This is a genomic window from Protofrankia sp. Cas8, from assembly GCF_963555845.1.
GTDB lineage: Bacteria > Actinomycetota > Actinomycetes > Frankiales > Frankiaceae > Protofrankia.
Genome location: NZ_CAUVXI010000063.1, coordinates 1 through 24,104 on the forward strand (window position 1 = coordinate 1; position 24,104 = coordinate 24,104).

General features: G+C 67.5%; 25 protein-coding genes and 3 pseudogenes. 15 read left to right on the forward strand and 13 right to left on the reverse strand.

The features are described from left to right. Positions 1-427: pseudogene (locus U9977_RS11620) on the forward strand (ATP-binding protein); the annotation flags it as partial. Positions 428-621: 194 nt separating this feature from the next. On the opposite strand, the gene U9977_RS11625 reads toward U9977_RS11620, so the two are convergent. Then, positions 622-1,356: an alpha/beta hydrolase gene (locus tag U9977_RS11625; protein WP_322749243.1), complete on the reverse strand. Its 735-nt coding sequence runs from the start codon at positions 1,354-1,356 to the stop codon at positions 622-624. A gap of 54 nt (positions 1,357-1,410) precedes the next feature. Between U9977_RS11625 and U9977_RS11630 the strand changes: the two genes are divergently transcribed. The 3 genes and pseudogenes from U9977_RS11630 to U9977_RS11640 form a co-directional block, all read left to right on the forward strand. Then, positions 1,411-2,382: a YafY family protein gene (locus U9977_RS11630; protein ID WP_322749244.1), complete on the forward strand. Its 972-nt coding sequence runs from the start codon at positions 1,411-1,413 to the stop codon at positions 2,380-2,382. A 154-nt stretch (positions 2,383-2,536) separates the two neighbouring features. Further along, positions 2,537-2,998, forward strand: a complete 462-nt coding sequence (locus tag U9977_RS11635; RefSeq protein ID WP_322749267.1) for a flavodoxin — start codon at positions 2,537-2,539, stop codon at positions 2,996-2,998. A 71-nt stretch (positions 2,999-3,069) separates the two neighbouring features. Beyond that, positions 3,070-3,312: pseudogene (locus tag U9977_RS11640) on the forward strand (flavodoxin); the annotation flags it as partial. 152 nt (positions 3,313-3,464) lie between these two features. On the opposite strand, the gene U9977_RS11645 reads toward U9977_RS11640, so the two are convergent. Beyond that, positions 3,465-3,749 carry a type II toxin-antitoxin system RelE/ParE family toxin gene (locus tag U9977_RS11645; RefSeq protein WP_322749245.1) on the reverse strand — a complete coding sequence of 95 codons (285 nt, stop codon included), beginning with the start codon at positions 3,747-3,749 and terminating at the stop codon, positions 3,465-3,467. Beyond that, positions 3,746-4,030, reverse strand: a complete 285-nt coding sequence (locus U9977_RS11650; protein ID WP_322749246.1) for a type II toxin-antitoxin system Phd/YefM family antitoxin — start codon at positions 4,028-4,030, stop codon at positions 3,746-3,748. Before U9977_RS11650 ends, U9977_RS11645 begins: the two co-directional genes overlap by 4 nt. A 156-nt stretch (positions 4,031-4,186) precedes the next feature. Here U9977_RS11650 and U9977_RS26930 point away from each other — a divergent pair, with 156 nt between their 5' ends. After that, positions 4,187-4,411 (forward strand): hypothetical protein, encoded by a 225-nt coding sequence (locus U9977_RS26930; RefSeq protein ID WP_416210569.1) that lies wholly within the window; start codon positions 4,187-4,189, stop codon positions 4,409-4,411. 378 nt (positions 4,412-4,789) lie between these two features. Beyond that, positions 4,790-5,836: a hypothetical protein gene (locus U9977_RS11660; protein WP_322749247.1), complete on the forward strand. Its 1,047-nt coding sequence runs from the start codon at positions 4,790-4,792 to the stop codon at positions 5,834-5,836. 130 nt (positions 5,837-5,966) lie between these two features. Here the strand turns inward: U9977_RS11660 and U9977_RS11665 are convergent, their stop codons facing one another. After that, positions 5,967-8,333: a 2OG-Fe(II) oxygenase gene (locus U9977_RS11665; RefSeq protein ID WP_322749248.1), complete on the reverse strand. Its 2,367-nt coding sequence runs from the start codon at positions 8,331-8,333 to the stop codon at positions 5,967-5,969. A 166-nt stretch (positions 8,334-8,499) separates the two neighbouring features. After that, entirely contained in the window at positions 8,500-9,621 is a 1,122-nt protein-coding gene (locus U9977_RS11670; RefSeq protein WP_322749249.1) for an ATP-binding protein, read from the reverse strand. Between the two features lie 568 nt (positions 9,622-10,189). On the opposite strand from U9977_RS11670, the gene U9977_RS11675 reads away from it, so the two are divergent. From U9977_RS11675 to U9977_RS11685, 3 genes are all read left to right on the forward strand, one after another. Next, positions 10,190-10,423, forward strand: a complete 234-nt coding sequence (locus tag U9977_RS11675; protein WP_322749250.1) for an AbrB/MazE/SpoVT family DNA-binding domain-containing protein — start codon at positions 10,190-10,192, stop codon at positions 10,421-10,423. Then, complete coding sequence (locus U9977_RS11680) at positions 10,420-10,824, forward strand: type II toxin-antitoxin system VapC family toxin (RefSeq protein ID WP_322749251.1); 405 nt, start codon at positions 10,420-10,422, stop codon at positions 10,822-10,824. Before U9977_RS11675 ends, U9977_RS11680 begins: the two co-directional genes overlap by 4 nt. A 280-nt stretch (positions 10,825-11,104) precedes the next feature. Beyond that, positions 11,105-11,791: a formylglycine-generating enzyme family protein gene (locus U9977_RS11685; RefSeq protein WP_322749252.1), complete on the forward strand. Its 687-nt coding sequence runs from the start codon at positions 11,105-11,107 to the stop codon at positions 11,789-11,791. A gap of 40 nt (positions 11,792-11,831) precedes the next feature. On the opposite strand, the gene U9977_RS11690 is transcribed toward U9977_RS11685, so the two are convergent. Both U9977_RS11690 and U9977_RS11695 read right to left on the reverse strand, forming a co-directional pair. Beyond that, on the reverse strand, positions 11,832-12,191 hold the full coding sequence (locus tag U9977_RS11690) for a helix-turn-helix transcriptional regulator (protein ID WP_322749253.1): 360 nt from the start codon (positions 12,189-12,191) through the stop codon (positions 11,832-11,834). A 206-nt stretch (positions 12,192-12,397) separates the two neighbouring features. Next, positions 12,398-13,249, reverse strand: a complete 852-nt coding sequence (locus U9977_RS11695) for an alpha/beta fold hydrolase (protein WP_322749254.1) — start codon at positions 13,247-13,249, stop codon at positions 12,398-12,400. Between the two features lie 62 nt (positions 13,250-13,311). Between U9977_RS11695 and U9977_RS11700 the strand changes: the two genes are divergently transcribed. Both U9977_RS11700 and U9977_RS11705 read left to right on the forward strand, forming a co-directional pair. Next, entirely contained in the window at positions 13,312-13,938 is a 627-nt protein-coding gene (locus tag U9977_RS11700; protein WP_322749255.1) for a TetR/AcrR family transcriptional regulator, read from the forward strand. Between the two features lie 282 nt (positions 13,939-14,220). Continuing rightward, a complete protein-coding gene (locus U9977_RS11705; protein WP_322749256.1) occupies positions 14,221-14,511 on the forward strand; it encodes a hypothetical protein in 291 nt (96 codons plus the stop codon). A 1,172-nt stretch (positions 14,512-15,683) separates the two neighbouring features. On the opposite strand, the gene U9977_RS11710 is transcribed toward U9977_RS11705, so the two are convergent. Further along, entirely contained in the window at positions 15,684-16,091 is a 408-nt protein-coding gene (locus tag U9977_RS11710) for a nuclear transport factor 2 family protein (RefSeq protein WP_322749257.1), read from the reverse strand. Positions 16,092-16,908: 817 nt separating this feature from the next. Between U9977_RS11710 and U9977_RS11715 the strand changes: the two genes are divergently transcribed. Further along, complete coding sequence (locus U9977_RS11715) at positions 16,909-17,166, forward strand: hypothetical protein (protein WP_322749258.1); 258 nt, start codon at positions 16,909-16,911, stop codon at positions 17,164-17,166. Beyond that, complete coding sequence (locus tag U9977_RS11720; RefSeq protein ID WP_322749259.1) at positions 17,163-17,543, forward strand: hypothetical protein; 381 nt, start codon at positions 17,163-17,165, stop codon at positions 17,541-17,543. Before U9977_RS11715 ends, U9977_RS11720 begins: the two co-directional genes overlap by 4 nt. A gap of 22 nt (positions 17,544-17,565) precedes the next feature. Here U9977_RS11720 and U9977_RS11725 read toward each other — a convergent pair whose 3' ends face one another. Beyond that, a complete protein-coding gene (locus U9977_RS11725) occupies positions 17,566-17,892 on the reverse strand; it encodes a DMT family transporter (protein ID WP_322749260.1) in 327 nt (108 codons plus the stop codon). Between the two features lie 23 nt (positions 17,893-17,915). Continuing rightward, positions 17,916-18,923 (reverse strand): sucrase ferredoxin, encoded by a 1,008-nt coding sequence (locus U9977_RS11730; RefSeq protein WP_322749261.1) that lies wholly within the window; start codon positions 18,921-18,923, stop codon positions 17,916-17,918. Positions 18,924-18,999: 76 nt separating this feature from the next. On the opposite strand from U9977_RS11730, the gene U9977_RS11735 reads away from it, so the two are divergent. After that, on the forward strand, positions 19,000-19,413 hold the full coding sequence (locus tag U9977_RS11735; protein WP_322749262.1) for a hypothetical protein: 414 nt from the start codon (positions 19,000-19,002) through the stop codon (positions 19,411-19,413). A 552-nt stretch (positions 19,414-19,965) separates the two neighbouring features. Here the strand turns inward: U9977_RS11735 and U9977_RS11740 are convergent. The 3 genes from U9977_RS11740 to U9977_RS11750 all read right to left on the reverse strand — a co-directional run bounded on the left by U9977_RS11740 (position 19,966) and on the right by U9977_RS11750 (position 23,300). Next, on the reverse strand, positions 19,966-20,868 hold the full coding sequence (locus U9977_RS11740) for an AIM24 family protein (protein ID WP_322749263.1): 903 nt from the start codon (positions 20,866-20,868) through the stop codon (positions 19,966-19,968). Between the two features lie 64 nt (positions 20,869-20,932). Beyond that, positions 20,933-21,610 carry an AIM24 family protein gene (locus tag U9977_RS11745; RefSeq protein WP_322749268.1) on the reverse strand — a complete coding sequence of 226 codons (678 nt, stop codon included), beginning with the start codon at positions 21,608-21,610 and terminating at the stop codon, positions 20,933-20,935. A gap of 205 nt (positions 21,611-21,815) precedes the next feature. Further along, positions 21,816-23,300, reverse strand: coding sequence for a TerD family protein (locus U9977_RS11750; protein WP_322749269.1), 1,485 nt, complete (start codon positions 23,298-23,300; stop codon positions 21,816-21,818). A 358-nt stretch (positions 23,301-23,658) separates the two neighbouring features. Here U9977_RS11750 and U9977_RS11755 point away from each other — a divergent pair. Continuing rightward, positions 23,659-24,104, forward strand: a pseudogene (locus tag U9977_RS11755) (aldo/keto reductase); the annotation flags it as partial.

Consider the following 24,104-nt stretch of genomic DNA (forward strand, 5'->3'; position numbering starts at 1 on the left):
CGCCGAGTGGTGGATCGAGAACGGCGAGTTCCTCTCCAAGGGCGGCTTTTATCACGAGGTCGCCCCGCAGCTGATCCTCATGGGGTACCTCCAGCGCGTCGTCAATGGTGGCGGCTCCATCGCGCGGGAATACGCCGTCGGTGCCGGCCGCGTCGACCTGACCATCCGCTGGCCCTACACGACCCCCGGCGGCACCCGCGACGTCCAGCGCGAAGCGATCGAGATCAAGACCTGGCGCGCGACCAAGGCGGACCCGCTCCACCAGGGCCTCAAGCAACTCGATCGTTATCTCGACCGACTCCAACTCGACACGGGCACCCTCGCCGTCTTCGACCAGCGCCCGAGCGCTGCCGCCATCGACGAGCGCACCGCCATCACCGAGACCGTCAGCCCCGGCGGTCGCGTGATCACGCTGCTTCGCGGGTAACGCGGCGGTAGGGCTCGCCGCGTCCACCGTGGACGTACTGACCGCGGACGCCTACCTGCTGGGCGCCATGACGGCCGCGGGTCTCATGCAATGATCGCAACCGTCCGTAATGGCCCAACGCACCGCCATTCGCGCTACTTTTGCGACCAAAACCTCGGTGCGTTCGCCGGGAAACCGCTGAGCCGATGCGAGACCTACCGGGTGGCACCGTCAAGGATCTCGGCGAGCTCGGCGGGGCGGCTGAACATTGGCCAGTGCCAGGTAGGTAGCTCGGCGTACCGCCAGATGTCGCCAGCCATGTGCCGGAAGGCCGGCACGGTTGCCGCCATGGCGCGGACCTGTTCGGTCGTGAAGGTGCAGAGGATCGCCAGTCGGGGCAGCTTTTCCCACCTGCCGGTCAGCCGTGCTGGTGAGGTGGCGGTCGCCCAAGGCTGCGGGACCGAGTTGGTGGTGAGCGCTTCAATGGCCGCTTCGTCGACGTCGGGGACGGGGGCGGCGAGCGTCGCCCACGGGGGCGGCGGTAGCTGCCAGCCGTCCCCGTAGTTCGCGACGAGTTCCGCATTGGTCGTCTGCTGCTCGGGCGGTGCGAATTCGTTTTGCGACATGCCGTCGGGCAGAGGGCCGGTGTCGAGGTAAACGAGTTGCTCAATGCGCTCGGGGAGCCGGTCGGCGGCACCGGTGATCACCAGGCCGGCGTAGCTGTGTCCGACGAGGATCACGTCGTGAAGGTCCCGCGAGGCCAGCAGGTTCACCACGTCGTTGATGTGGGTTTCCAGGTCGGTATCGGGCCGCGCCTGACCGGCCCGCTCGGCCATGCCGGTCAGGGAGACCGGATGCACATTGTGCCCGCGCTCACGCAGTGGTTGGGCAACGGGGCGCCAGGCCCATGCGCCGAGCCAGAATCCGGGAACGAGTACGTAGGTCGCCATGTGGTCAACGTAGAGTTGATACCGGACAACATCCGACCGGATTGGCGGAGAATCTTGGCCCGGCCCACGGCGCGCGTGCTCGCTCTGCTCGGGTTGTTGCAGGCTGGCGGCCAGCACACGGTCGGTGAGCTCGCTGAGCGTCTCGGCGTCGATGAGCGGACCGTGCGCCGTTACGCCGAGCACCTTGCCGACCTCGGCATCCCGATTGAGGCCCGTCGCGGCCGCTACGGCGGCTACCGGCTGGCGCGTAGCTACAAGCTCCCGCCACTCATGCTGACCGACGACGAGGCGATCGCGGTCATGCTCGGCCTCACTGCCGGCCGTCGCTCCGGGCTGCTGACCACCGAGGTCGCCGCGGCCGATAGCGCGATGGCGAAGGTGCAACGCGTCCTGCCGGGCGCACTGGCGAACCGCTTGGGCTCGCTGCTGTCCACCACACGGTTCACCGCGCCCAGCCGAGTAGGTGTTCCGCCCGGGGCACCCGTCCTGCTTGAACTCGCCGAAGCCGCCCACCAGCGGCGCACCGTCACCATTGACTACACCGCATGGGATGGGCGCAGCGGTCAACGCTCGCTCGACGCGTACGGGCTCGTCTTCCATGCTGGCCGCTGGTACGTGACGGGGCGTGACCATCTCCGAGGTGAGGTCCGCACATTCCGACTCGACCGCATCGCCCAGGTCCGTCCTGCTGACGGCAGTTACGACGTACCGTCTGGCTTCGACCCCGCCGAACATGTGCTGGCGGGAATAGCGGCCGTGAACTGGAAGCATGAGGTCGCCGTGGTACTACACACCACGCCCGACGAGGCGAAACGACGGCTGCCACCAACCATCGGCACACTGACCGAACGGTCCGACGGGGTCTTGTTGAAAGCCCGAGTCGAAAGGCTCGACGGTATGGCCCAGATGCTCGCCGGACTCGGCTGGTCCTTTACCATCGACAATCCCGACGCCCTACGTGCGGAAGTCGCCGCCCTCGCCGATCGACTCAAGGCCGCCGTGGCGTCCAGCCCCTTCGGAAGATGAATCTGACCGGGTCCACACGGATCCAGGGCGGCGTGTTTTCTCCGTGTAGACCAGAGCGAACGTCTGTAACGGGAGTAGATCGGAGTCCCCATCGCGAGGCATAGGTCATTTCGGTGACATAAGCGAGATGATCGCCTGGAAACCGCGCGCTAGAATAGCGGTTGTGCCCACGCTCCTAGTAGTCCACCACACACCGTCGCCCACGATGCAGGCGATACTAGAGTCCGTCCTATCCGGTGCCCGTGATGAGGCTATCGAGGGCGTGGCAGTGGAGGTGCGCCCGGCGCTGTCGGCTTCCGCCTCAGATGTGCTGGCGGCTGATGGTTATCTTTTGGGCACGACGGCGAACATTGGCTATATGAGCGGCGCCATGAAGCATTTCTTCGATCAAGCCTATTACCCCTGTTTGGAGGCGACGGTAGGTCGCCCCTACGCCCTGTATGTCCACGGTGGCTCCGACACCACGGGCGCGATCCGCAGCGTGGAGACCATCGCCACGGGCTTGAAGTGGAAGCGGTTGCGCGAGCCGGTGACGGTGCTCGGTACCCCGGACGCGAAAGATCGAGAGGCGTGCTGGGAGCTGGGAGCGACGGTCGCTGCGAGCTTGATGCCGTAGCCGACCGGCGCCCCGCCTCGTGGGCCGGGCATCCATTTCGGCCAGATGGGGTTACGGGGAGCATCGTTCCCGTGACCAGGGGTCGGTTCCTTTCTGACCGGATCTACTACTCCGGACTCGATGCCACCGCCGGTCGGCCATATGCCGTGTACGTGCACGGGAACTCTAGACACGACCGGAGAGGTCTGCGGAGTCGAGACCATCGCCACCGGGCTGAGATGGAAGCGCTTGTGGGAGCCGCTGCGATCGTCGGCGAGGTGGAGGCCGCTGCACGCGAGGCCCGCTGGGAACTCGTCGCCACGGTCGCCGCGAGTTTCCCGACCTGGCGATCGTTCGCTGGTCTTCTTCAGGGCGGCGGCCGCGACATCCAGGGGCAGGTCCTCGTGGAGGTTTCTCCGTGCCTGCGCGACGGCAGCGCGATCTCGACGTGCGGAGGCCGAGGCGAAGCGCAATTGCTCGTCAGTGATTACAGGTGATAGACGTCCCGCCGATGCCGGATGGAGTGGATCTCTACAAGATGCTTGGCCGCGTCGATCCGATAGATGATGCGGTAGGTTCCTCTGCGCGCCGAGTAGAAGCCATCGAAGGGCTCGTCCAACGGCTTTCCGACTCGGTGGGGATTTATGGCGATCGCTCGCTGGATCGTCTCCAGTGCGGCGGCCGCGACCTCCAGGGACAGGTCCTCGTGGAGGTTTCTCCGTGCTCTGCGCGACAGCGCGACCTCGTAGGGCGCGTCGCTGGCGGCCTTCACTCGTCCCTGGCCCGCCACTCGTTCAGTTCGGCCACGACCTCGTCCAGGGCGAAGGTGTCGCCCGTGGCGAAGTCGTCCCTCGACTGCCGCAGATCCGCGAGAGCCTCGCCGTCCGACAACAGGTCGAGGGTCTCCCGCATCGACTCGTACTCCGCGACAGAGATCAGCATCACCTCCGCACGCCCGTTGCGGGTGATCGTAAAGTGATCATGCTCTCGTGCGACCCGCTCCGCCAGTTCGGCGATCCGGGCCTTCGCCTCCGTGATCGGTATGGTCTCCATGAGGGCCATAATAGCGACCGGTCGTTATTCTGACCACTCTGGCGACCGGGTGGCCTGGACGTGGCGGGCACGAGCGCCTGCCCGCAGGCCAGAGGCCATCGCGGGGATACACATGCCGCCGCGCTGCCAGGTGCTGGTGCTCCTGCCAACATGCGAATGGCGGGTTGGCGGCAGGTTGAGCTGGGCGTCCGCGGGGTGCAGGTTGGCCGCCCCCGGCGACCGGTAGGCCATCCGGGTGGCAGTGACCGAACCGAACACGGTGGTCAGGCTCCGCTGGTGACCCGGCTCGACCCGGGTGTGAGCCACTCCGGCCACGTCGGTGACGTCTTCGCGGTGCGGTTCGGCGGCGGCGCGATGGTCCAGGTGCGCGTGGAACTGTGATGACCGTCGAGCTGCTCGCCACCGCTGATCGTCTGACTGCCCGGGGCAGCGTCCCACGGCGACAATGATCAGAAGCAGGGTGGGTCGTAGGGGACGTCGGGCAGCACGGCCGTCCACTCGGCTTCGGTGAGCTGGTTGGCCCGGTCCGCGCAGGCGGCCCGGGTGACCTGGTCGGCTGCACGTTCTGCCGCGAGCAGTCGGGGCCCACCGCCGGACGGTGCGGTCGCTGCTGCTGGGGACTGTTTTGGAAGTCCCGAAACAAGATTGACTGTGGCACGACTCGCCGATAGAAAGCCTCCGAGGAGGCGAACGCTACTGGGACCGTTGCTCGCCCGGTGCCAGTTCGCGGGCGGCTGCCAGGCGGAGGTGGTCCGTAGAGTGGCGGCGATCTGTCCGTGCCCCGTGGCCGTGGAGGGTGGTGGCTCACTGGTTCAACACCGCCGGGCCGTGTGTGCCCAGCGATCATTACATGATTCCGGCGTCGGCGCGGCTACCCGCGCGATCCTCGCCCGGATCCGGGACCGGGCGAACGTCGACCTGCCGCCGGAGCTGCGCCCACCGCCGTGGCCCGAAGCACCCGACGGAGGACTGCTGGCGAGGGCGCTGCAAACCTGGTCGCAGGCCTGCCCGCGGCCAGTGGTGCTGTTCCTCGACGAGATCGACGCTCTCGAGGGCCGGACGCTGGTCAGCGTTCTCGGCCAGCTACGCGCGGGCGCGGGTGACCGGCCGGCTCACTTCCCGGCCTCGGTGGCGTTGTGCGGCCTACGAGACCTTCGCGACTACAAGACGGCGGCTGGTGGCAACGCGAACCGGCTTGGCGGGCCCAGCCCGTTCAATATCATCGTTGAGTCGCTGCGCCTGGGAAACTTCACCCTCGACGAGGTCCGGGACCTCTATGGCCAGCACACCGCCGACACCGGCCAGATGTTCACTCCCGAGGCCGTGGAGCTGGCGTTCGAGCTGACCGGCGGGCAGCCGTGGCTGGTCAACGCGCTCGCGAACGAGATCGTCCGCAAGATGGCGGTGCCCGCCTCGGCAGTGGTCACTGCCGATCACGTCGAGGAGGCGAAGAAGCGGCTGATCCAGGCCCGGGCCACCCACCTGGACTCGCTGGTCGACAAGCTCTACGACCCGCGCGTCCGCGCCATCATCGAGCCAATGATCACTGGCCTCGCCCCCGCCACCAGGCCCAACCCCGACGACCTGCAGTACGTCCGCGACCTTGGCCTGCTCGCCCCGGACGCACCGGTCCGGCCCGCCAACCCGATCTACAACGAGGTCATCGTCCGAGTCCTGACCGAGAACGTCTTCGACTACGTCGCCGAGGTCCCGGGCCCGTGCGCCCATGTGCTCCCCGACGGTCGCATGGACTTCGCCACGGCCACCAGCCCCGCTGGTCGCGCGATCACTCTGCTTCGCGGATAAAGGCGAATCTAGATGGCTGGTGTTTATGGCAACAACGACACCACCGGCGCCGTGTGAGCGGTCGAGACCATCGCGACCAGCCCGTCACGATCAGGGCGCTCCTCGCAGCCGCGTACCACCGATCGCAACCCTACGGAATCGGCCGCCAGGCGACCGCCAGCCACTCCAGGTCCACCTGGTCGCCTACCCGGGCCTCCGCCTCGTTGGTGAAAAGCGCGTCGGTCTTGCGCAGAACGAGCGTGTAGGGGCGACCCTGGCGCCGGGTGACATGGCCTACGGGCAGTTCGGCGACGTCGATCCGGGAGTGGACGTGCCGTCTGCGCGGCTCGGCGAGCGGCCAGTCAAACGTGCGCCGGTCCGGGTCCGCCAGGAATGCGCCGAGCTCCTCGCACAGGTCACAGGAGCAGCCGGCCGGGGGCAGCGTGACCGACCAGTTCCCAGCCGCGCGCGGCGGCTGGGCCAGCCGGGCGCGCAGCCGTGCCGCGCAGTCGGCGGCCAGGTCGCCGAAGCCAGCCTCGCGGCGGGCGCCGTCGTCGGGCAGTTCGGCGGCGGCGCGCAGCATCGGCACTTCCAGCGCGGTGACGGCGTCCCCCTTCCGCCGGAGATGGCCGGTCACCGCGTCCCGGGTGCCCACATCCCGCAGCACGGCGGCGGCCCTCAGTATGGAGACGAGCGGTCCGGCCAGGTCAGCGAGTGCCCTGTCGCGGTAGCTGGGCGACGACGACGCGAGCGTCGTGTCGATATCCCTGCCGGCCCACGTCCACACCAGGTCGAGAATCACCCGCGCGGCCGTTGCGCCGCCGGCCTCGCGCGCGGCGGACAGCCCCGAGCACAGGCCGGGAAGCTCGTCCGCCACCCACCGCCGCCGTTGCGGCCCGCCGGTGTAGGCCCACCCGGGCTGCTGCGCGCCGAACCACGTCGCCAGCAGGTCCGCAGTCCACTGCTCGCCGTAGGCGCTGACGAGTCCCGCGAACGCGTCGGCGTTGTCGGCCGTCAGGTTCTCCGCCTGGAAGGGGCACAGCAGCGCCGTCGCGGTCGCCCCGTCCGCCAAGGCGTGCGCCGCCCGCAGCGCCTTGCCGAGGATTCCGGCGACCCCCGCCTTCGCCTCCGTGGTCCGCGCGCGCAGGGAGCCGTCCCAGAACGGCTGAAGCGTCGCCGCGGCGAACCGGGCGCCCGCCAGGTCGCCGGCTGACACCATCGCGGCGAGCTCGTCGAGCGCCCAGCCGGGCGAGGTCTCGGCGCGGTTCGCGAAGGACTGCTCCCGAGGCCACACGACGACCGCCGCCCGGTGGTACCAGCGGTCGAGCGTGTTGCCCCAGTTGCCCATGTAGCCCTCGTACTCCGAGGAGTAGGGCTCGAGGTCGTCGGTCCCGGTGGAGGCGCACATCTCGTCCTCGCCCACGTCCAGCGAGACCTCTTCCAGCCGGGTGTCATCCGAGCCGGTCCAGTGCGTGAGCGTGACCTCGCGGACAACCAGCTCCTCGACGACGTACTCGGCGTCGGCGCCCGGGCCCTCGCAGTCCTCGTCGTAGTCGTCGTCCCAGTACCGCTCTCCTCGATCCTCGACGTATTCGCCCGCCTCATAGGCGGTGTGTGTCGTCTTGACGTCGGCGAGCGCGAGGACGGTCTCGCACCCCGTCTGGCCCGCCGCTGCCCGCAGCAGGGATACGCGAGCGGCGTCGGCGCCCTTCAACCCGCTCCAGCCCAGCGCGCGGGAGGTGTACTCGTGGTCGAGGAGGTAGACGAGCCGATTCGGTGGGCCTGCGGCGCGCAGGCCGTAGGGACTGGCCACGGGCGTGCCGAAGTGCTCGCGAAGGAAGCCGGCCAGCTCGGCGACCGTGCCCTCGTCGCCCTCCGGCAGGGCGGTGTCCCCGCGCAGCAGGAGGTTGTAGGTAAGCGCGATCCGATACCCCGACCGCACCGCGGCGACCTCGTGCCTGCAGTCGGCGTAAAAGGCGACCAGCGACAGGTCCGTCTTCGAGCCCCGGTAGGCCATCTTCTCGTCGAGGTGGCGCACCACGAGCTCGCCGCCGGTGTGGCTGGAGGGCAGTACCACCACCAGAGTGCCGATCATCGCGTTGTCCTTCTCGCTGTCCTGATGGGCGCGGAAGAACTGGCCCGGCTCGTACACCAGGAGCGCATGGAGGTCGGCCGTCAGCTCGGCGGCGATCGGCAGGCCCAGCTCGTCTTTTGCCGTCGTCAGAAGAACGTCGAGTGCCTTGTCGTCCCACCGGGCGTGGACGAGGTGCTTCGGGATCTCCCAGGTATCGCGGACGCCCGGGTCGGTCAGCGTCTCCTCGCCGCGGCCGAACCGGGCGGGCTGGCCGAGGCCGAGCAGCTCGCGGGCCTGCTCGGGCCGGACCGGGAAGGTCACGGGCCCGACGCCCTCGACTTCGAGGCTCAGGTCATCCCTACTCGCCGTCAGCTCCACGCTGAACGCGGACTCCGCGTCGCCTCGCAGCATCCTCGCCAGCCGGTCACGCGCCACGGTCGCCATTGCCCAAGCCCTCCGATAACCCCAGGAAGCGGTACCTCTCGCAGAATCTAGAGGACTGGGCGCACTCGACCGGTCTCGGCACCCAGTCGTGTGCGCCGGGTGAGACTCAGCCCAGGGCGGGTCGGACCCGGGTCGGACCGGCGAGCACCTGGAACAGATCGTCGTCCTACCAGGCCGGGAACTCGAGGCGACCAGGCGCGCCGATGACGCCGTCAAAGAGGCCGTTGGCGAGAACCCGGGTGATGACGTTGCGGTAGACCGGGTTGGCGATCTCGACCGTCGCCGCGGTCCGTCGGACCAGGCCGAGGTCGGTGGTATAGGCGAGGTCGTCGGAGAACGGGTCGAACCGGACCTCTGCGCCGGCGAGGATGGGTTCGATGATCCGCCGGACGCGCGGGTCGTGGAGCCGGTCGAGCAGGGAATCCAGGTGCGTCTCGCGCGTGACGCTGATCCGTTCGGCGGCCTGGTCGACGTGGTCGCCTGTGATCGTCGTCGTGGGGACCTTCATACGGTGCACGATCTCGTATGCGAGGGCATTGACCAGCCAAGGCTGACCCATGGTCAGCGCATAGGCGTACTCGACGGCCTGGGGGATGAACCGCTGGCCGGTGTCGGCGGTGTGCTGCCCGTAGAGCTCACGGACCTCGTCGAGGGTGAAGTCGTCCAGCCACAGGGACGTCACCTTGATGTTGAACGGACTCGGCGACGTCAGCCTGGCCGGATCGCCGTCCGAAGCAACTCTGTAATCGCGGATGTCGCGCAGGCCGCAGAGAACGATCGACGCGGGGAAGCCGGTGGGGCGGTCGCGGTAACCGTCGCGCAGCTGGCCGAGGACGCTGAGCAGGGTGCGTCCGCCGAGGGCGTCAATCTCGTCGAGGAACAGCACCAGCGGTCGCGGGCAGGCCTCCGCCCAGACGGCGAACGCTTCCGAGAGGAGCCCCTCCGCCCAGCTCTCCGGCCAGGGCGGCGGACGCAGGTCGGCAGGCAGGTTGGTTCGCGAGGTGCGTCGGGCACGCGTGAGGATCGCCCGGGTGGCCGCGCCGACGTCATCCGGCCAGGGCCGGCCCGCCTCCATCGACAGCACGACCGCCGCATAGCGGCCACTCGCGGTCAGTTCCGCGGCGAGCGCCTGCAGCGCTGTCGTCTTGCCTGTCTGGCGTGGGGCGTGCAGGACGAAGTACTTCTTGGCCTCGATGAGATCGGGCGCCTCGGGGAGCCGCTCCGAGGCCGGGATCATGTAGTGGTCGCTCGGCACGCACGGCCCGGTCGTGTTGAACGAGCGCGTCACCATCCACCGCCGTCCCACATGGCCTCAGTAAAACACTGATCACAACTCTACGGCGTTCTGGTGCTACGAGGCACGTAGCATCGTCGCGTCTTGTTTCGTGTGCCGGAAGTCGATGCGGCCGACGAGCGGGTGCTGGCCGAGCTCGAGCGGTTCCGTGGCGAGTTGCGTCACCAGAACGACGTGAGGTGCACGCCCCAGCCCTGCGAAGCCGCGCCCCTGTTACCGGACCCTCTGTGGGAACGATGTGAATCTGGTGTTGTGGCAGGAGCATCAGATTCACATCGTTACGCGCCCCTGCCAGTAGGGATGTGGATCAAGGAGCGGGACTGGGGTGCGTGCCGAGGAGACCGCGGCTCGGCGGATGTGGCGGCTGTTCGAACCGGTGCACGCCGTCACCTACCTCGCGCCGGCCTGCGCTGGAAGCGCCTGCGCGACCCGGTCACCGTGGTCGGCGAGATGGACGCCGCCGCCCGCGAGGCTTGCTGGGAACTTGGCGCCATGTCGGCCGCGAGCTTGGCCACCTGGCGGGGCAGTGTAATACTCTTACTTTGAGAAGTAGGAGGCGTCGATGCGGATCACGTCCAAGGGTCAGGTGACGATCCCGGTAGAGATCCGGGAGAAGGCCGGCCTCCTCCCGGGCAGCGAGATTAAGATCATTCTCGATGACGACGGCGTCCACATCGTGCGCGTGGAGTCAGGTCCGGGCGATGGGCGCGGCCAGCGCATTGTGCGCCGGCTTCGTGGCACGGCTCCGCCGGGCATGTCCACAGATGAGATCATGGCGCTCACCCGCGGCGAGTGACTTCCGTCCTGGTTGACAGCAACGTGCTGCTCGACCTGCTTGGTGACGATCCCCGGTGGGGCGACTGGTCTGCCGATGCGATCGCGGCGGCCGCGGACGAGGCGCAGCTCGTCATCAATCCTGTTATCTACGCGGAGGTCTCCGTCCGCTATCCGCGGATAGAGGATCTCGATGACACGCTCCGGCCAGAGGTATTTCGACGAGACAGCCTCCCGTACCCGGCGGCCTTTCTTGCTGGCAAGGCCTATACGAACTACCGCCGACGGGGTGGGACGAGGACGTCGCCCCTGCCAGACTTCCTGATCGGCGCACACGCGGCCGTCGCCGGCTATCGGCTGCTTACTCGCGACGCCGTCCGGTACCGGACGTACTTTCCGAAGGTCGAGCTGATCGCACCTTGATGTTCGGCGCCCCGGACGCGGCCGCTGCGAAGCCTGCTGGGAGCTCGGCGCGGCTACCTCCGCGGCCCTGATGCCCTGATGGGTATGCGGGCGGGGCGGCGGCGATCCACTCACGGTTGTCTGCGACCTGTCCGCCGCCGATCGTGAGGCCTGTTGGGAACTTGGTGCCACGGTCGCGGCCAGCCTGATGCCGTAGTGGAGTCGCGGCCTCCTGGTAAACGCGCGCGAGTCTTGGCTTGACGTCTCTCCTCCGGAAACCACATCAGTAAGGTTTGTTCCCATGGACGCAGGTGCGGGGCAGGTTATGATAACCATTCCGGCGGGGCGGGTGGCGCTGTCGGACCGGCGAACGCGGCGCACGTGGTCGGTCGACCTTGCTCCCCACCAGCTTGCCGTATTTCCGGTTACTCAGGCGCAGTACGCACGTGTCATCGGGAGAAATCCGAGTACCGCCAAAGGGGACCGGCTGCCCGTGGAAGGTGTTTCCTGGTGGGACGCCGTCCGGTTCTGTAACGCGCTGTCCCAAGGCGAAGGGGTGGCACCGGCATACCGCATCCGCGCCGGCGAGAACGTCGATAGCGATAATGTCGAATGGGATACCTCCTCGCTCGGATATCGGTTGGCGACCGAGGCCGAGTGGGAGCACGCATGCCGCGCCGGTACGACGGGTCCGCGGTACGGACCGCTCGACGACATCGCGTGGTATGGGTGGAACACGGAGGATCGAATCCGCGAGGTGGGCGGAAAACTGCCCAACCGGTGGGGACTGTATGACATGCTGGGAAACGTCTGGGAATGGTGCTGGGACGTGTACGACGCCGAAGCGTACGGCACCTATCGTGTGCTCCGGGGCGGTGGATGGGCTGACGAGCAGTGGAGCTGCCGGGCATCGGTGCGGCGCCGTAGCCATCCAACATTTCAGATCGACGACGTGGGATTTCGCCTCGCGCGTTCGCTCCTGCTCTGATCGGCCTGTCGATTGGATGTCGTGACGAGCAAACCTTTTGCTACGCCGCCGGGGTGTCGGTGCCGCGCAGGATGTACAGGTCGTCGCCGAAGACCGCCGTGATCTGGATCTGGCCGCCGAGGGCCTGGACGTAGCGGGCGATGACGTCGACGGTCGAGACCTCGCCGCGTTCGATCTGGGACACCCGGCTTTTGCTGATGCCCATGGACTCGCCAACCTCGATCTGGGTGAGACCGAGAAGTCTTCGGCCCCCCGGACGCCGCCGATCGCGAAGCCTGTTGGGAACTCGGCGCGACCACGGCCGCGAGCCTTGTGATGTAGGTCCGCGACCGCTCGGGGACGTCGGACGGCAGACTGTTGCGACCTGCCGCCGGTCAGGCCTGGGGCCGCTCACCAGCACCCCGAAGGGATCAGGACTCTGCCTGTGGTCAGGCCTGAGGCGCTATTGCGGGGCCGTTTCGTCCTTCCGGGCGACACGCTCCCGCGCTCCCGCAGCACATCGGGGTAGTTTCTCGGCGCGGCCATTTCATTCGTTTCGTCCTTGTTTGACCGTCTTCAACAACCCCTGCACGGAACAATGCGCGGCGGGATTGGGCACCGGGAGACTCAAGCCGCGGCGAGGATGGTGGCGGCTACGCGGTCGGGGTGGTCGAGGGGGAGGAACGTGCGGCCGCCCGCAACGGTCTCGAGGGTCGCGTCGGCGAAGGTCTCGGCGAGGCGTCGACCAAGGTCGACGCGGAAGTAACGGTCGGCGTCGCCCCACAGGAGGCGGACTGGCTTCGCTACCTTCCCGAGCCGTGTCGAGACGTCGAGCAGGTCCCTCGGGTCGATGCCACGGGCCAGTTTCGCCACGTCGCGTCGGACGCTCCCGTCGGCCAGCGGCCTGACCCAGGCACTGGTCATCTCGGGGTCGAAGGGCCGGCTCGCCAGAGGGCCGAATCCGAGTCGACCGTGCCGCAGCCGCACGGAACGGAGGCTGAGTGCGATCATCGAGACCAATGCCGGGTGGCGGAGCGCGCGCACGAGCAGCGTGAATGGGGGAGGGGGAAATGTGTCGAACGCGTCGCAGTTGGTCAGCACGACCCGGCCGATACGGGCCGGGTCGGTGTCGAGGACGAACTGGGCGATCGCGCCGCCGGTGTCGTTGCCGACGAGGGTGACGTCCCGCAGGTCGAGCGCTGCGATGAGGTCGAGCACCAGGCGGGCAACGCCCCGCGGGGTGAGGTCGGCGTCGGGATGCATCGGCGTCGGGTGGGCTCCAAGGGGCAGGCTCGGCGCGTAGCTGCGCACGCCGCGCTCGGCGAGCAGGTCGGCCACGGCGGCCCACAGCTGGCCGTCAACGAGGAGCCCGTGCAGGAACACCACCGGCGGCCGGTCGGACGCGTGCGGCCCCGCCGCGCGATACGAGACTTGGCCTTGGGGCAGGTCGATGACGTCAACAGACAGTGAGGCGTCCATGACAAAAAACATACAGACAGACTGTATGTAAAACAATAGTGCTGGCGGAGGAGAATCGGTCCGTGCCCGCGTTGCCAAGCCCAGAACCGCAGTCCCAGCGGCGCCGCCAGGTGGACCGTTCCGCGGCGACGCAGGCGGCGTTGATCGCGGCGGGCCGGCGGCTGTTCGCCGAGGAGGGCTTCGCCTCGGTCGGAACGGAGGCGATCGTGGCGGCAGCTGGGGTGAGCCGTGGGGCGCTCTATTACCAGTTCGTCGACAAGTCCGCCCTGTTCGCCGCGGTCGTCGAGGCCGTCGAGGCGGACGTCGCGGCCCGCATCGCGGCCGAGGTCGCTGCCGTGGGCTCAACCGACCCGATCGAGGCGCTGAGGCTGGCCGCGCGTGCCTGGTTGCGGATTTGCGTCGAGCCGGAAGTCCACCGAATAGTCCTGCTCGACGGACCGTCGGTGTTGGGCTGGGCCGAGTGGCGGGAACTATGCGCCCGCCACGTCTTTGGCCTCGTCCGAGACGTGCTCGCTTGGGGTATCGACGCCGGCCGCATCCGGCGGCAACCGGTCGGACCGCTCGCCCACGTCCTCATGGGGGCCAGCGACGAGGCAGCCCTCTACATCGCCCGGGCAAACGACGCCGAGACAGCCCGCGCCGAGATGGCCAACGTTTTCGAGCTCCTCATCGAGGGACTCACCCGCTGAGGAGCCGACCCCTTGGGCCGGCTGACCGCCCTGGTTGATGGTACTTCTGCGATTGCATACATTATCCGATCTTGGAAACGATCGCAGGAAGGCCATACGCCCTGTACGTGCACGGCGGTAGCGACAACACAGGCGCCGTGCGTTCGGTGGAAACGATCGCGACGGGCCTGCGCTGGAAGCTCTGATGGAGACCTGACGCCACGATCCTCGCGGCGCATGCTCTCGTGCTCAAGGCCGCTGCGGCGTTAAATGACGGGTGTGGCAATCCGAAAAGTGACGGTGATGGCCGACTACCGCGCCTTTCCGCTGTGGTCCGGCGAGAGAAGCGGGATGCTCTCGCCCGACGCGCTGCAACTGACCGACGTGCTGCGCGACGAGCTCGTCCGGTGGTCGGCCGACTACGACCGCTGGCTGAGCGCTAACGGCTACTGCTGGCCGAGCGAACAGGTCCAGACCGACTGGAACGAGCGAGGCTACGCACTGGCGGGCCGCGTCGCCCAGGAACTGGGGTCCTCCTACGAGATCGCGTTCTTCGACGAGCTGCTGCAGCGCACCGTCGCAGTGACCGCTTGATTCCGCCCTGCTTTAGATCTTCTGTCCGATCCGTCGCGTCCAGGCAGTCCCTGATCAAACAAAAGATCTACAAGGAGCTCTGACATGCGATCGACAGCCCGGATTCTTGATGAATCCCAAATCCCAGCGTCCACGCGCGTACGATCGCCAAAGCCATCGGTGGGGTCGACTGGCGCCGCGAGATACACCGGCCGTGAACACCGGTTGCTCCAACTCCAGCGCCAGGCAGGTAACATCGCCGTGGCCGCCGCCGTTGCACGTCAACCCGATGCCGGCGCTGCGGCGACGACTGGCGTACAGGCTGGTCGGTTCGCTAACTCAGGAACCAGCCAGCTCGGCCGAAGGCTCGGGTTCATTCCTGTCGGTGCCTATTTTGCGAACGGTATCGAAATCGTCTTCGACCTCGATCCGGGCGCTCGCGCCCGATACACGGAGTTGCATCCCAGGCAATGGTCCGGTCCCGAAGCGGTCTATTTCAAGACTGGTCCGCCGCTGAGCTCGTCGTGGCAGACGATGCTGCGTGGGAGCGGTAGTGGCGCGGACGACCCCCTGCCAGAAAGCCAGCGGATTACCGACCGCGCAGTTGTCTACGACGACAGCCCCGGCGTCTCGGTGCTGGGACACAGGGGACACACGTGGATACACGTGGTCCAGAACTTCACCGGCTGGGTCCAGGGCCGACCCAGATCGGGGGGTGCAGCGCGACGGCTCACCGAAGCCGTCGCCTGGCACAGCGTCATCAGCGTGGTCAATCCCGAGGCGGGCCGCGATGGTGGTAGCAGTTATCACGAGACAGCGGACACGAGAAGCGGTCCCGGGTGGGTCCCGCTGGACCACCCGGGATTCTGACCGAACCATGCCGGCTCTGCAGGAGAATGAATTCACCCAAACTCCGACACGAAACCGTGTCAGGCAGTTGGGCGTAGTAGGAACTCTCGACGTTGAGAGGTAGCTGGGCGCGGCAGCTGCCGCAAGCCTCATGAACCACGCCTGATACACCGGCATCAGGACACCTTCGCTCACCGGCGGGTTCCAGCACCGGTGGGTTCCGCGATCTCTGCGGCGATCGCCGCGGCCGCCTGGAGAGCAGCGACCATGCCCGCACCGTATCCACGTCAGACGCCCGGTACTACCTGTGGAGATCCCGAACTGTGGAGATCCCAACGAGCTGATCAGTTCCTACGCGCCCCCGAGGCCAGGGCGTCGTCGAGGGAACCGATGTTGACATAGGTCGACAGCCGATGGATCAGCCCGTCACGCAGCAGGAAGAAGTAGCCGAGCCACGCCTTCTCACCGCGGGTAATGATCTCTGTCTGCACGGCGACATACTCGCCGTCAACCAGGATGGGTCCCAGGGTAGTGGCGATGTCACCAGGCGCGAACGCGGTCATCCACTGCCGGTAGTGCTCCGTGACGATCTGCCTGCCCGCACGCAGGCGAACCCCGTTGACGACCATCTCGCCGTCGGGCGCGAACAGTGCGCCGACCGCATCGGCATCCAGTGCCGTGTTCGCCGCGAAATACGCTGCGACAACCCCTGCCGGCTGTGCCAATGCGGCGGGTGCGACGTCGTGGGTCATGGTCGGATTCCTCCTGAGAGTTTCAACGCCGAATCGTGATTGACCGTAGCGTGAGCTCCGGGCTTGTCCTCTCGGCGAACTCAGGGGACTCAGGGGACACCAGAACGGGCACGTCCCGGACGACCTCGACCGCTGCGGTAGCTGCCGCACCCGCGGTTGGCCCGATGATGCCAGATGGGCTCACCCCAGGCTCCCCCATCAGCGGCTCGGACCCAGTGAACCGCGACCGGGCGTCCGCCACCATGCCACCGTCGGCGCTGCCCGGCCACACGGCGGAGGGAGTCACCCGGGTGTCGGGTGTCGGGTCTCGGGTCTCGGGTCTCGGGTGCCGACAACAACGTGAGGTGCGCGCCCCAGCCCTGCGAAGCCGCGCCCCTGTTGCCGGACCCTCTGTGGGAACGATGTGAATCTGGTGTTGTGGCAGGAGCATCAGATTCACATTGTTACGCGCCCCTGACAGTAGGGATGTGGATCAAGGAGCGGGGCTGGCGTGCGTGGCCCAGCTCCGCGACGCCGCGTTCCCAATTGCTGGTCGCTCTTGGTGGGCGTTTGGGAACGTGCTGCTCGACCTGCTTGGTGACGATCCCCGGTGGGGCGACTGGTCTGCCGATACGATCGCGGCGGCCGCGGATGAGGCGGAGCTCGTCATCAATCCGGTGATCTACGCGGAGGTCTCCGTCCGCTATCCGCGGATAGCGGATCTCGATGACACGCATAACCGGTATCGATCCTCATCCAAAGGGTGGCGGCACGCAGCGCCACGCTTGCCTGCCACGGGTACGTACCCATACCCTGATCCGGATGAAGGGAGCTTCCCATGGCTGACGCCAACATCCGCATCCCTACCGATGCGCGCGACCGGCTCGCTGAGATCGCGGCGGCCGAGGGCTTGTCCTTGCGCGCTTATCTCGCCCGTCTGGCGAGCACCCTTCTCACGCCAGCCGAGCGCGCGGCGCGTGCCGAGCAGGCCCGTGCGGAGCTGTTGAAGTGGAACGGCTACGACCTCACCGAGGCGGAGACTGCGCAGGTGGACGCCGATCTTGATCGTCGATTGGCAGAGATACGTACCCGGTGACCGGAGCGCTACACGTCGTTCTCGACGACACCGCCCTGGTTGCCGCCGGCCGCGGCAACGTCCTGGCTTCTCGCCTCATCCACCGGGCACACGTGGAGTCGGGGTGGTTCCTCTATGCCGCGGCATGTGCGCTGGTCGAAGCCGACCGGGCCCGCCCCGGCACGGCCGAACACGTCGCAGCCCTGCCCGCCATCACCGTCGTCGACCTGGATCTACCTGCTGCCCTCTGGGTTACTCAGGACGTCACGTGGGCGCTTGCGCACAGTCGGTATGCCGCCGAGCCGACACCCGATCGTCCCGAAGGCGCAGTCATCGCCACCGCCTCCCCGGACCGATGGAGGGACCAGGCGGTTCGCATTCTCGATCTCAGCCCGTGACACCAGCGCTCTTAGCGGCGGTTCACCGATGGGTTCCGCTGAGCTGGAGGCCGAGGACGCCCAGCACCACCAGCAGCAGCGAGACGACCCGCAGGAGGCTCAGGGTCTCCCCGTAGGCGACCACGCCGATGATCACAATCACCGCGGTACCGACCGCGGACCACACCGCGTAGGCGACGCCGATCGAGATCTGCCGCAGCACGAGGGACAGCAGGTAGAACGAGAGCGGGTAGCAGACGCACACCACCACCGACGGCCACAGCCGCGTGAACCCGTCGGACGCACGCAATGACGTGGTCGCGATGATCTCTGCGGCGATCGCCACGGCCAGCTGCAGAGCCACAACCATTCCCGCACCGTATCCGGGTCGGGTCAGCTCCGGACCGTGATGTGCCGTAGCGCGAGTTCCGGGCTCGTCTTCCCCGCGACCTCCGGCGGCTCACCACAGACCAGAACGGGCACGTCGCGGACGACCTCGACCACCGCGACAGCGCTGGCCTCCCCAGTCGGCCCGCACCAGGCGAGCTCCACGGTCGCGGCCCGTCCGCCGTCGGTGACCTCGGTCCGCGAGGAGGTGATCTCGTGGTCGAGCCAGCCCCAGCCGAACCGTTCGAGCAGCTCCCGCTCGACTACCTGCCCCCACGGGTCGAGCGCGGTGGTGCCACGATACCTGTCACGCAGCGTGGCTGGATGGCTGGAACGGCGCATGATCCCGTCTAGCGTCGACGCATCGAGAAACCCCCAGGCCCGCCCGTCGGGGAGCGTGAACCCGGTCGGGGCGAACCGGTGCCCGCCGGTGTGGCTGCAACGGCGAACCCGTACGCCGGGCCAGGCCGACGCCGCTTCGATCTGCAGGCGGACTCCGTTCCTGCCGCAGCACCGGTCCCGTTGACCATGACCGCAGAGCAGGACCTCGGCGGGCGCTGCCTGCACGATCGTGTCGCTATCCGTGCTATCCGTGCTATCCGTGGCGTCCGTGGCGTCCGTGGCATCTATGCGGCCACCCGCGTCGAGGAGCCGGATGAGCGCATCGACGAGTCGATCACGAGGCACTGTGTGGTCGGTGCCCAGGAAACGGTTGGAGCCCGCTCGACGCCACCGGGTGATCAGCACGCCCGCTCGCGGGTCGAGGTCGTCAATGCCCTCATCGGCCGGGTGCACCGCGAGCAGCCTGGTCCGGTTCAGACCACCGGGCCGGGAATGACGCAGGGCCGCCGCGAAGGCCGGGATTTCACTCACGTCGCGTGGCCACGGCGCGGGCGTCTCGACCAGCAGCAGCGTGTCGCAGGTCAGGGCCGATCCGATCGGGTCGACGCCCTGCTCCCGCGTCCACGGCGCACAGCGGAACGACAGCGTTGAGGAAGTGGTTTCGACGCTCATGGCCCCGCACCACCTTCATGATCGCCGAATTCCAGAAGAATCGTAGACTCCTCTTTATCACGAGCTCACCGACGGCGTGGGCGACGGGAAGCCGGTCGACGACGTCGGCACGACCTGCGGGGTAGGAACGGGCGGTGTGGGTACCGGCGAAAAGGAATGGACAGGCAACGGCTCAACGGTCGTCAGTGGTTCGGGCGGTGACGGCCCCGTCGTGACAATGACGGTGATTTCGGTGGTCGGAGTCACCCCGGTCGGGCCGACGGTGCCCGGCGGAATCACACCAGGCTCGGGCAGCAGGGATTTCGACCCGGTGGGACCCGACCGGATTTCCGGTGTCGGGCCACCGTCCGCGCCCTCAGGCGTCGCGGCTCGGCGTTTTGTCGTACCGGTCGGTACCGCCGCCGGACCCCCTGGAGCCGTGCCCGGCGCCCCCGACACGGGCGTCACCCGCGGTACCGGGTCCAGCAGCGAGTTCCGCGCCGCTCCTTGAGTCGCGTAAAGGAACGCGGACACAAGGATCAGCATCACACCGACGACGCCGGAACCGGCCTCGAGCCATGGCCGCGCGCGAATTCGCAGCCACCAGGTGGGCGTACGTCGGCGCCTCTTCACCCGATCTCCTTACCTACTGTACTTTTCCCCACCTCACCGGTAGGTTCCACACATCCAGTAGGACGAGTCACGACCCGTTCGGGTTGCGATGTGGCGTCGCCCGATCCGTCGCGTCCGTTGCCCGATCCGTCGCGCGGCGGCTGTCTGGCAGGACGCCAGATCTCGGTTCTCCGCCCAGGTCCTCGGGCCGGGCATAGAGCGCCCGGCACACGATGATCGCCTGTTACTCCGGCGCGGGCTTCGACCCGGACCTGCTGACCTCAACCAACGGTGATCGAGTATTGACCATCGGCCTGAACGAGTTGTACGAGCAGTAGGAGCAGTAGGAGCAGCCCTCAAGGATGTGATTCTGGTGCTGGTCCAGCAGCATGAGAATCACATCCTTCGGCTCTGTGGACCGCCGGGTCCTTGCTGTGGACCGCAGCGTCCTTCAGTGGCCGCCGAACATGCCGCCCCGGCCGTGCCCCTGCCCACCGTGCCCCGGAGCATCGTGGTGACCCTGCATCTGGTTGCCGGCGAAGCCAGCCTCGCCAAAGCCGAAGTGTCCAGCGAGCCCCGCACCGGCGAGCGCGTTGTACGGCGGGAGCAACTCACATGGTTGGACGATCACGTAGCCGTCGCCCGAGAACTGCATCTGCCAGCCCTCCCCGGTGTTGCCGCGCGGCCGCCAGGCCGACGACGACGTCACGGCGGCCTGCATCGACACCTGCAGGCTCGATGACCAGCCCACCACCGCGTCGGCGTCCGCAAAGTAGTAGTTCTGTGGCGTGACGCGCATCACCAGCGGCGCGCCCGACGTCACCACCGCGACCTTCCCGTTTCCGGACAGCTCCACCTGGTAGCTACCAGCTCCGGCGATCGAGACCTGGGAATCTATGCGGACGACGTTCCAGTACAGATCCCGGTCGAAGGCGAGCACGTTCTTGCCGTCCACGGTCAGACCGTCACCGGCAAGGTCGAGGATATGCACATCCTGGCCCTGATTGGCAAGAAAGACCGTGCCTGCGCCGGATACCATCATCAGGTTCAGGCCCTCGCCACCCGAGAACAGCGAACGGAACTGGTGGCCCCAGCCCTCCCAGTGTGCGTCAAAGGTCGCGCCACCCTGATAGGCGACCATCGCACCCTTGCGGGCGTAGAACTCCCGCATTCCTTCGGCGCCGAGCGTCGCCTTGAGCATCTTCCCGTTCTGCAGGGTGAAGCGTTCCCCCGACTGCACCTCGGGATTGCCCAACAGGCTGCTGCGAATCCCCCCTCCCGGACCGCCGGGCGGTCCGGGAGGCATTCCCGGCATCCCACCGGACGGTCCGCCCGGGAATCCACCGTGACTCATCGTCGCATCCTCTCACCCACGGACCAGATCACCCGTACAGGCCAGATCACCCGCACGGACCAGGTCACCCACGGACCGACAGGTTCGGTCGCTCGTCCTCGCTCGGCTGCACCACGACGAAACCCTGACCCGAGAAGCCGAGTTGGAACGCCTCACCCGAACCGCGTCCGATCAGACCGCCCAGGCGCGCGGTACGCCGCGGCTGGACCTGTAGGCCGTCGGTATAGGCGACCAGCGCGTCGGTGTCGACGAACGTCGGAGCCTCCCGGGTGTCAAGCACGATCGGGGTGCCCTTCGCGGTCATCGCGACCCAGCCATGGCCGCGGATGACCACGTTGAACATGCCCATCCCGGACAGCATGTTCACCCCGCGGACGCGTTCGATCCCCCACTGGAGGGTTGTGTCGAACGCGAGGATGTTCTTGCCGTTGACCGACAGGCCCTCGCCAGCGAGCTGGGTGACGATGACCTCCTTGCCGTAGTCGGCCAGGTAGAGCAGGCCCTGGCCGACAGCGGTCATCAACGGCACGCCCTCGCCGGTTGCCCACGAGGAAGCGATCCGTCGCAACTGTGGCGGCTGCGGGTTGAAGTCGATCAGACCCTCATAGGCGATCATTGAGCCGACCCTGGCGAACAGGTCCTGCCCAGGCTGCATGACAACCTTAGCAATCTTGGAACCGTGCCTGCTCATCCGGTCCATGATCTGAGTCTGGCCGAAGTGATCCATCAGTGTTCCGTGCACCGCAGCCTCCTCCAGGTTTCTCATGGGCCTCCGGGCGTGCGAGACAAAACATGATCGCACACCCTTTGGCCCTACTGGCTTCCCTCGGGCCTCCGGGTGTGCGAGACAAACCATGATCGCACACCCTTTGGCCCTACTGGCTTCCCTCGGGCCTCCGGGCGTGCGAGACAAACCATGATCGCACACCCTTTGGCCGGCTAGACCTCTAGACCTCGTACGGCTGGACAACCACAAAATGCCCCTGGAAACCCATGAACTGCAGGGCGAGGGACTCACCGCTACTACCGGCGTAGATCTGGCGGGAGATGCGTACCTGGGTCGAGACGCTCACCCGCATTCCGGACGTCCAGGCCACCAGCGCGTTCATGTCGGCGAATGTGGGCCCGGCGACGTTGAGCGTCATCGGCGTTCCCCTGGTCATCACCACGATCGAGCCCTTACCGGACACCTCGAAATGAAAGAAGCCACCACCTGGGATGCCGGCGCTCTCGATCCTCTTGATCTCGGTGTGCAGAGTACTGTCGAACGCCAGGATGTTCTTGGAGTTGATACACAGGGACTGGCCGTCCAGCTCGACGATGTGCAGGTCGGCGGCGTCGTGGGCGAGGAAGACCTCACCGCGCCCCTTGCACGTCATAAGCTTCAGACCCTGCCCCGTGAGCTTGTTCTCCAGCATCCCGCGCAGGCCGGAGCCCTTGTAGTCGAAGTCGATGTCGCCCTGGTAGGCCACCATGGACCCGCGCAGTGCGAGCACATCGGGGCCCTGGCCGAGGGTCGCCTTGACGAGTTTGGCATTCTGCTGCGTCCACCGGCCAGCCGTGGGGACCTCACGGTAAGGGTCCAGGCTGTTCATCGCGCCCGGCGCCACCGGCTGACCCTGCGACGGCAGGATCTCGGTCAGGCCGGCCCCCCCGGATGCCTGCGTGCCGTACCCGGCCCCGGGTTGCGCCGGGTAGCCGGGTTGCGGTTGGCCGGCCCCCGGCTGGCCGGACCCCGGCTGCGGTTGAGTCGGTGCGAGTGACGCGGACGGAGCAGACCCCGATGCCGGCGCCCTTGCCGGCTTGGCATAACCCGTCTCGGGCACCGGAGGCGCCACGGTCCGGGTGGCGCCGGGTGGCGGACCGAAGCCGTCCGGCGCTGCCGGTGGTGGTGGGGTCGGCGTGTCCTCCACATCCCCGCCGAAGGACCGGATCAGCTCGGCGAGCCCGCCGTCGAAACCCTGCCCGACCGCCGCGACCCGCCAGACCCCCTTACGATAGAGATCACAAATCATGACGGCGCGTTCGCTGGTGAAATCCGCGCCGCTGAACGCGTAACGCAGGACCTCGCTGCCACCGACGACGATCCGGAAATAACCCGACGAGATCTGGGACGCGGCCCCGGCTCCGTCGATCGCCGCGCAGAACGACAGCTTGTCGATACCCGCCGGCACCTTCTCCAGCGTCACCCGGAACGACTGGATGTCACCGGCCTGCTCGCCCAGTAGCTGGATCGACGCTTCGGGCGAGGTGGGTTGGTTGAAGAAGACAAAGTACCGGTCGTCGGACAGCTTGTCGTTCGCGTCCAGCCCGAAGCAGGACACGTCCCAGGTCAGGCCGGGCGCGGCGAGCCCAATGCCGATGTAGAGGTCAGTGCCGGGGGTGATCGCGGACAGCTGGCTCTTCTGCCCACGATTGAACTGCTGGACCACCGTGCTCTCCTTCGCCCTTCCTGCCAGCCGGTACCGGGTGAGTCTGCGTCGGGTCAGCCGGTACCGGTACAGCCTGCGCCGGGTCAGCCTGCCTCGCATCCGGTCTGTCGGCATTGCGCCCCATCGGAAGACCAGCCTGTCCGCAACCTGACAGGCTGACAGGTTGACAGGCTGCCGACCGAACGATCCTGCCTCCGCTCACGCTTCCCTCGCCTCGGGAAACTTCAAGGAAGGTAGCAGCTCTGATTACGGACGTGTTCGGCGCAACCGGGTCGCGCGCCGGCTCCGCACAGCGTTCACTGGAGTCATGCGGTACGTCGATGGAGTAACCACGAAAAAGAAGATCTCTGCGATCGGGCTGGGCGCATGGCAGTTCGGCTCCCGGGAGTGGGGCTACGGCGCAGCCTACGCGGCCAGTGAGGCGCCGGCGATCGTCCGGCGGGCGCTCGAACTCGGTGTGACGTTCTTCGACACGGCCGAGGTCTACGCGTTCGGACGCAGCGAACGGATCCTGGGCGGCGCTCTGAAGGAGGCCGGCGCGCTCGAGACGGCCGTCGTCGCCACCAAGCTGTTCCCGGTGCTGCCGGTCGCGCCGGTCGTCGAACAACGCGCGGTTGCCAGCGCCAACCGACTCGGCGTCCGCCAGCTCGACCTCTACCAGGTGCACCAGCCCAACCCGCTGGTCCCGGACACCAGCACCATGCGGGGTATGGCCGCGCTGCAGCGGGTCGGGCTTGTCGACGCGGTCGGGGTCAGCAACTACTCGCTGGAGCGGTGGCAGGCGGCCGAGGAGGCGCTGGGTGT